At 67.4% G+C, this 6,371-nt stretch carries 6 protein-coding genes; 2 read left to right on the forward strand and 4 right to left on the reverse strand.

All coding sequences use genetic code 11. The features are described from left to right. Positions 1–36 precede the first annotated feature (36 nt). The 4 genes from serA to ACFTZB_RS41530 form a co-directional block, all read right to left on the reverse strand. Entirely contained in the window at positions 37–1,632 is a 1,596-nt protein-coding gene (gene serA, locus ACFTZB_RS41515) for a phosphoglycerate dehydrogenase (protein ID WP_378441154.1), read from the reverse strand. A gap of 223 nt (positions 1,633–1,855) precedes the next feature. Next, a complete protein-coding gene (gene ilvC / locus ACFTZB_RS41520; protein ID WP_378441160.1) occupies positions 1,856–2,857 on the reverse strand; it encodes a ketol-acid reductoisomerase in 1,002 nt (333 codons plus the stop codon). 49 nt (positions 2,858–2,906) lie between these two features. Next, positions 2,907–3,410 carry an acetolactate synthase small subunit gene (gene ilvN / locus ACFTZB_RS41525; RefSeq protein WP_015890233.1) on the reverse strand — a complete coding sequence of 168 codons (504 nt, stop codon included), beginning with the start codon at positions 3,408–3,410 and terminating at the stop codon, positions 2,907–2,909. Beyond that, complete coding sequence (locus ACFTZB_RS41530; protein WP_378441156.1) at positions 3,407–5,350, reverse strand: acetolactate synthase large subunit; 1,944 nt, start codon at positions 5,348–5,350, stop codon at positions 3,407–3,409. The genes ilvN and ACFTZB_RS41530 overlap by 4 nt, the downstream gene beginning before the upstream one ends. A 267-nt stretch (positions 5,351–5,617) precedes the next feature. Between ACFTZB_RS41530 and ACFTZB_RS41535 the strand changes: the two genes are divergently transcribed. Together ACFTZB_RS41535 and ACFTZB_RS41540 are read left to right on the forward strand one after the other, a co-directional pair. After that, positions 5,618–6,115 (forward strand): PH domain-containing protein, encoded by a 498-nt coding sequence (locus ACFTZB_RS41535; protein WP_378441162.1) that lies wholly within the window; start codon positions 5,618–5,620, stop codon positions 6,113–6,115. 52 nt (positions 6,116–6,167) lie between these two features. Beyond that, positions 6,168–6,371: dihydroxy-acid dehydratase (locus tag ACFTZB_RS41540; RefSeq protein ID WP_378441158.1), on the forward strand; the 204-nt coding region annotated here is incomplete at its 3' end.

Consider the following 6,371-nt stretch of genomic DNA (forward strand, 5'->3'; position numbering starts at 1 on the left):
TGCCACGACAGGGTCGTGGCACGCGCACAGTGGGGATTAGGCCAGGTTGACGAGCTCGATCTTGGTGGCGCCGACGGCGGTGGAGATCGCGTCCCGCACGTCGCTCGGCACCTCCTGGTCGACGCGGAGGAGGATGGTCGCACCCTCGCCCTCGGCGTCCTGGCTGAGCTGCGCGGCCTGGATGTCGATGCCGGCATTGCCGAGCTGCGTGCCGATCTTGCCCAGCGCACCGGGCTGATCGGTGTAGTTGACCAGCAGGTTGAGACCCTCGGCGCGCAATTCGAAGTTGCGGCCGTTGATGTTGACGATCTTCTCGACCTGCTGCGGGCCGGTCAGCGTGCCCGAGACGTTGAGGACGCTGCCGTCGCCGAACACGGCGCGCAGGTCCACGACGCTGCGGTGGTTGGGGCTTTCGGCCGCCTTGGTGACCTCCGCCGTGACACCGCGCTCCTCCGCGAGGGCGGGGGCGTTGACGAACGTGACCGCGTCCTCGATGACGGCGGAGAACACGCCGCGCAGAGCCGAGAGCGCGAGCACCTCGACGTCCTCGGAGGCGAGCTCGCCGCGCACGTCGACGGACAGGCTGACGGGCAGTTCGCCCGACAGGGCGCCGAGAAGCACACCCTGCTTGCGGACGATTTCGAGCCACGGGGCAACTTCCTCGCCCACGGCGCCACCGGACACGTTGACGGCGTCCGGGACGAAATCGCCTGCGAGAGCGAGCAGTACGGACTTCGCGACGTCCGTGCCCGCGCGGTCCTGGGCCTCGCTCGTCGACGCGCCGAGGTGCGGCGTCACGACGACCTCGGGCAGGTCGAACAGCGGGCTGTCGGTGCACGGCTCGGTCTCGAACACGTCGAGGCCCGCGGCGCGCACGTGACCCGACTTGATGGCCTCGGCCAGCGCGGCCTCGTCGATCAGGCCGCCGCGGGCGGCGTTGACGATGACGACGCCCTTCTTCGTCTTCGCCAGGTTCTCCGTGCCGAGCAGCCCCTTGGTCTCGGGGGTCTTGGGGAGGTGCACGGAGATGAGGTCGGCGCGCTTCAGCAGTTCGTCGAGGGTGACGAGTTCGATGCCGAGCTGCGCGGCGCGCGCGGCCGACACGTAGGGGTCGTACGCGATGACGTGGGTCTCGAACGCGGCGAGGCGCTGCGCGAACAGCTGTCCGATGCGGCCGAGGCCGACGACGCCGACGGTCTTGCCGAAGATCTCGACGCCGTTGAACTTGCTGCGCTTCCACTCGCGGTCGCGCAGGGTGGCGTCGGCGGCGGGGATCTGGCGGGCGGTGGCGAGCATCAGCGCGACGGCGTGCTCGGCGGCCGTGTGGATGTTGGACGTCGGGGCGTTGACGACCATGACACCGCGCTCGGTGGCGGCGGGCACGTCGACGTTGTCGAGGCCGACGCCGGCGCGGGCGACGATCTTGAGCTTGGTACCGGCCGCCAGGACCTCGGCGTCGACGGTGGTGGCGGAACGGACGAGGATCGCGTCGGCCTCGGGCACCGCCGCGAGCAGGGCCGGGCGATCAGGTCCGTCGACCCATCGCACCTCCACACCGTCGCCCAATGCCTCGACGGTGGACGGCGCGAGCTTGTCGGCGATCAGAACTACAGGACGGCCTGGCTGGCTCACGTGCAAACTCCCTGAATAGGTGGGTGTGGGGGTGTTTTAACCACACACAGCTTAGTCCGCCCTCACAGGGAAACCGCATCCTGGTCCGCGATACCACATAGTGGACGCCTGCAACAACGGAAACGGGCACGAAACAACACCGGCCCGATGCCGTTGCGGGACCTCCGACGAGGCCGACGCGACATCGGGCCGGTGTTGCGGTGGAACTGTAAAGCGGTGAAACCTAGGCGGTTTCGGTGATCGGCCGGTCGACCCAGCTCATCAGGTCGCGCAGCTTCTTTCCGGTGACCTCGATGGGGTGCTCGGCGTTGGCCTTGCGCAGGCCCTCGAGCTCGGTGTTGCCGTTCTCGACGTTGGCGACGAGACGGCGGGTGAACTCACCCGACTGGATGTCGGCGAGGATCGCCTTCATGCGCTCCTTGGTGCCGGCGTCGATGACGCGCGGGCCGGACAGGTAGCCGCCGAACTCCGCGGTGTCGGACACCGAGTAGTTCATGCGGGCGATGCCACCCTCGTACATGAGGTCGACGATGAGCTTGAGCTCGTGCAGGACCTCGAAGTACGCCATCTCGGGCGCGTAGCCGGCCTCGACCATGACCTCGAAACCGGTCTTGACCAGTTCCTCGGTGCCACCGCACAGCACGGCCTGCTCGCCGAAGAGGTCCGTCTCGGTCTCTTCCTTGAACGTGGTCTTGATGACGCCGGCGCGGGCGCCACCGATGGCCTTGGCGTAGGACAGCGCGAGAGCCTGGCCCTCACCCGTCGGGTCCTGGTCGATCGCGATGAGCGCGGGAACACCCTTGCCGTCGACGAACTGACGACGCACCAGGTGGCCCGGGCCCTTGGGGGCGACCATGCCGACCGTGACGCCTGCCGGAGCCTCGATCAGCTTGAAGTGGATGTTGAGGCCGTGTCCGAAGAACAGCGCGTCGCCGTCCTTCAGGTTCGGCTCGATGTCCTCCTTGAAGATCGACGCCTGCGCGGTGTCGGGTGCGAGCACCATGATCACGTCGGCCCACTCCGAGACCTCGGCGGGGGTACCGACGGTCAGGCCCTGCTCCTCGGCCTTCGCGCGGGACTTCGAGCCTTCCTTGAGACCGATACGCACATCGACGCCCGAGTCGCGCAGGCTCAGCGAGTGCGCGTGGCCCTGGCTTCCGTAACCGATCACAGCGACCTTACGGCCCTGGATGATCGACAGATCGGCATCGTCGTCGTAGAACATCTCGACTGCCACAGTTCAACCTCTTTCTTGGATTTGCGTATCTAAAGTACTAGCGAGTGGCCGTGATGGACTTCGGCCCCCGTCCCACGGCCACGACCCCGGACTGCACGATCTCCCGGATGCCGTACGGATCGAGCATCCGCAGCAGCGCATCCAGCTTGGATCGCGTTCCAGTCGCCTCGATCGTGACCGACTCCGGGGAGACGTCGATCACCTTGGCGCGGAACAGATTCACCGTCTCGATCACCTGCGTGCGCACGCTGGCGTCGGCTCGCACCTTGATCAGCACCAGCTCGCGGGCGACGGAGGCCTCACCGTCCTGCTCGACGATCTTGATGACGTTCACGAGCTTGTTCAGCTGCTTGGTCACCTGCTCGAGCGGGAACTCGTCGACGGTCACGACGATGGTCATGCGTGAGATCTCGGGAAGCTCGGTGCCACCGACGGCGAGCGATTCGATGTTGAACCCACGACGGGAGAACAGCGCGGCCACCCTGGCCAGCACGCCCGGCTTGTCCTCGACGAGAACACTGAGGGTGTGGCTGGTGCTCACTGATCTTCCTCCCCGGCCGCTGCGGCAGTGCCCGAACGCTGCTCGCGCTCCATGGCCTCGTGAATGACGGCCGGCTCGGCGGCCGCCTCGTCGTCGTCGAACAGCGGACGGATGCCCCGCGCCGCCATGATCTCGTCGTTGCTCGTGCCCGCCGCGACCATCGGCCACACCTGGGCGTCGGCGCCGACGATGAAATCGATCACCACCGGCTTGTCGTTGATGGCCTGTGCCTCACGGATCGCCGCCTCGACGTCCTCTTCGCGCTCGACGCGAATCCCGTGGCAGCCCAACGCCTCCGCGAGCTTGACGAAGTCGGGGATCCGGACGGCGCCGTGCGTGCCGAGGTTGGTGTTGGAGTACCGCTCGTCGTAGAACAGCGTCTGCCACTGGCGCACCATGCCGAGGTTGCCGTTGTTGATGAGCGCGACCTTGATCGGGATGCCCTCGAGCGCACAGGTGGCGAGTTCCTGATTGGTCATCTGGAAGCAGCCGTCACCGTCGATGGCCCACACCTCGGTGTCGGGCATGCCCATCTTGGCACCCATCGCGGCGGGCACGGCGTACCCCATCGTGCCGAGACCACCGGAGTTCAGCCAGGTGCGTGGCTTCTCGTAGTTGACGAACTGCGCGGCCCACATCTGGTGCTGGCCGACGCCGGCGCAGTAGATCGCGTCGGGACCGGCGAGCTTGCCGACCGACTGGATCACGTATTCCGGGGACAGCGCGCCGTCGGAGGGACGGTCGTAGCTGAGCGGGTACGTGCGGCGGATCCCGTCGAGGTACGCCCACCACTCGGTGAGGTCCAGCGTGGTTCCGGTGGCCAGGTCGGCCTTGATCGCCTCGATCAGCTCGACGATGACCTCTTTGCAGTCGCCCACGATCGGGACGTCCGCGTACCGGTTCTTCCCGATCTCCGCCGGGTCGATGTCGGCGTGGATGACCTTGGCGTCGGGGGCGAACGAATCGAGCTGACCGGTGACCCGGTCGTCGAAGCGCGCGCCCAGCGTGATCATCAGGTCGCTGCGCTGCAGAGCCGCCACCGCCGCGACCGTGCCGTGCATGCCGGGCATGCCGCAGTTCAGCGTGTGGCTGTCCGGGAACGCGCCGCGCGCCATGAGGGTGGTGACCACCGGAATCCCGGTGAGCTCGGCCAGTTCGAGCAGCTCCGGAGACGCCTCGGCCTTGACCACGCCACCACCGACGTACAGCACCGGATGCTTCGCGTCGGCGATCAGGCGAGCGGCCTCGCGGACCTGCTTGCCGTGCGGCTTCGTGACGGGACGGTATCCGGGCAGCCGCATCTCCGGCGGCCACGAGAACGTGGTCTGCGCCTGGAGGACGTCCTTCGGGATGTCGACGAGCACCGCGCCGGGACGGCCGCTGGAGGCGAGGTAGAACGCCTCCGCGATGATCCGGGGGATGTCGACGCCGTCGGTGATGAGGAAGTTGTGCTTGGTGATGGGCATCGTGATGCCGGAGATGTCGGCTTCCTGGAACGCATCCGTGCCGATGAGCCCGCGGCCGACCTGGCCGGTGATGGCCACGACCGGAACGGAGTCCATCTGCGCGTCGGCGAGCGGCGTCACGAGGTTGGTCGCGCCGGGACCGGACGTCGCCATGCAGACGCCGACCTTGCCGGTCGCCTGGGCGTACCCGGTGGCGGCGTGACCTGCACCCTGCTCGTGACGGACGAGCACGTGCCGGACCTTCTTCGAGTCGAAGAGCGGGTCGTAGACAGGCAGAACGGCACCACCCGGAATGCCGAATACCGTGTCGACCTCGAGCTCCTCGAGGGCTCGGACCACGGACTGGGCGCCACTGACCCGCTCGGGGGCGAGTTGGCGGCGGCTACCGGTCTGAGTCGCGGCGGCCGCGGTCGTCGGGCTTGCTGCCCCCGACTTGCGCGGCGTGGGTTGAGGCCGTGCGGTTGGTGCGCTCACTGGGAAATCCTCTGATTCTGGCTCCGGGCAACAAAAAACCCCCGTCAGCTGATGCTGTACGAGGGTGGCGCGTCGTTATCTGGCGAGTTGAAGAAATCGACTCAGGCGACGACGCGCCGGCCGATTACGAGCAACTCATTCTGTTTCACGCGCTCGACGGTAGGCGCGCTAATGGTGAACAGTCAACTTGGTGAGTCGGCCGTCCCAGAATATGAGATACGTCGGCTGCGGTGCGAAGATGTAGAGGTGTCAACTCCGCAGCAGCCCGTGCCACCAGAATCATCATCCCACACGACGAAGCCGCCCAAGCAGGTCATCCGGATTTCTCCCCTGGCCTATCTGGGATGCGCCTTCCTCCTGTTCGCCGTGTCGTTCCCGATCTTCGGCTGGCCCGCCGCCTTCGGCTGGCTCGTGATCGCCCCGATCCTCGCGGTGGCCTGGGTCGCGAGGGTGCGCACCACGGTCACCCCCGACGGAATCGAGGTGCGCCGGCTGTTCGGCGGACGGTCCCTCGCATGGTCCGAGATCACCGGATTCCGCTTCCCCAAGCGCGGCTGGGCCCGGGCGACACTGACCGACGGCGGCGAGGTCACCCTTCCCGTCGTCACGTTCGACCGACTCCCGGACATCGCCGAAGCAAGCGGCGGCCGGATCACCGACCCCTACGCGGCATCGGCCGCGGCCGAGGAAGCGGCCCGGCACGCCGACGCCGAATCGAACGGCGGGCAACCGGCGAAGAACCGGCCGGACACAGACGGGGAATAGTGCGCGAGTAGCGTTTGTCAGTACTTCCGTACGCTGACTAAGGAATACGCTCATGCCCCCGCTGAGGTCCCGAACCACCACCGCAGGACGAAATGCCGCAGGCGCCCGCGCACTGTGGCGCGCCACCGGAATGACCGACTCCGACTTCGGGAAGCCGATCGTCGCGATCGCCAACTCGTACACGCAGTTCGTTCCCGGGCACGTCCACCTCAAGAACGTCGGCGACATCGTCGCCGACGCCGTCCGCGCCGCCGGT

This window comes from Rhodococcus sp. NPDC057014, assembly GCF_042673295.1.
Classification (GTDB): Bacteria; Actinomycetota; Actinomycetes; order Mycobacteriales; family Mycobacteriaceae; genus Rhodococcus_F.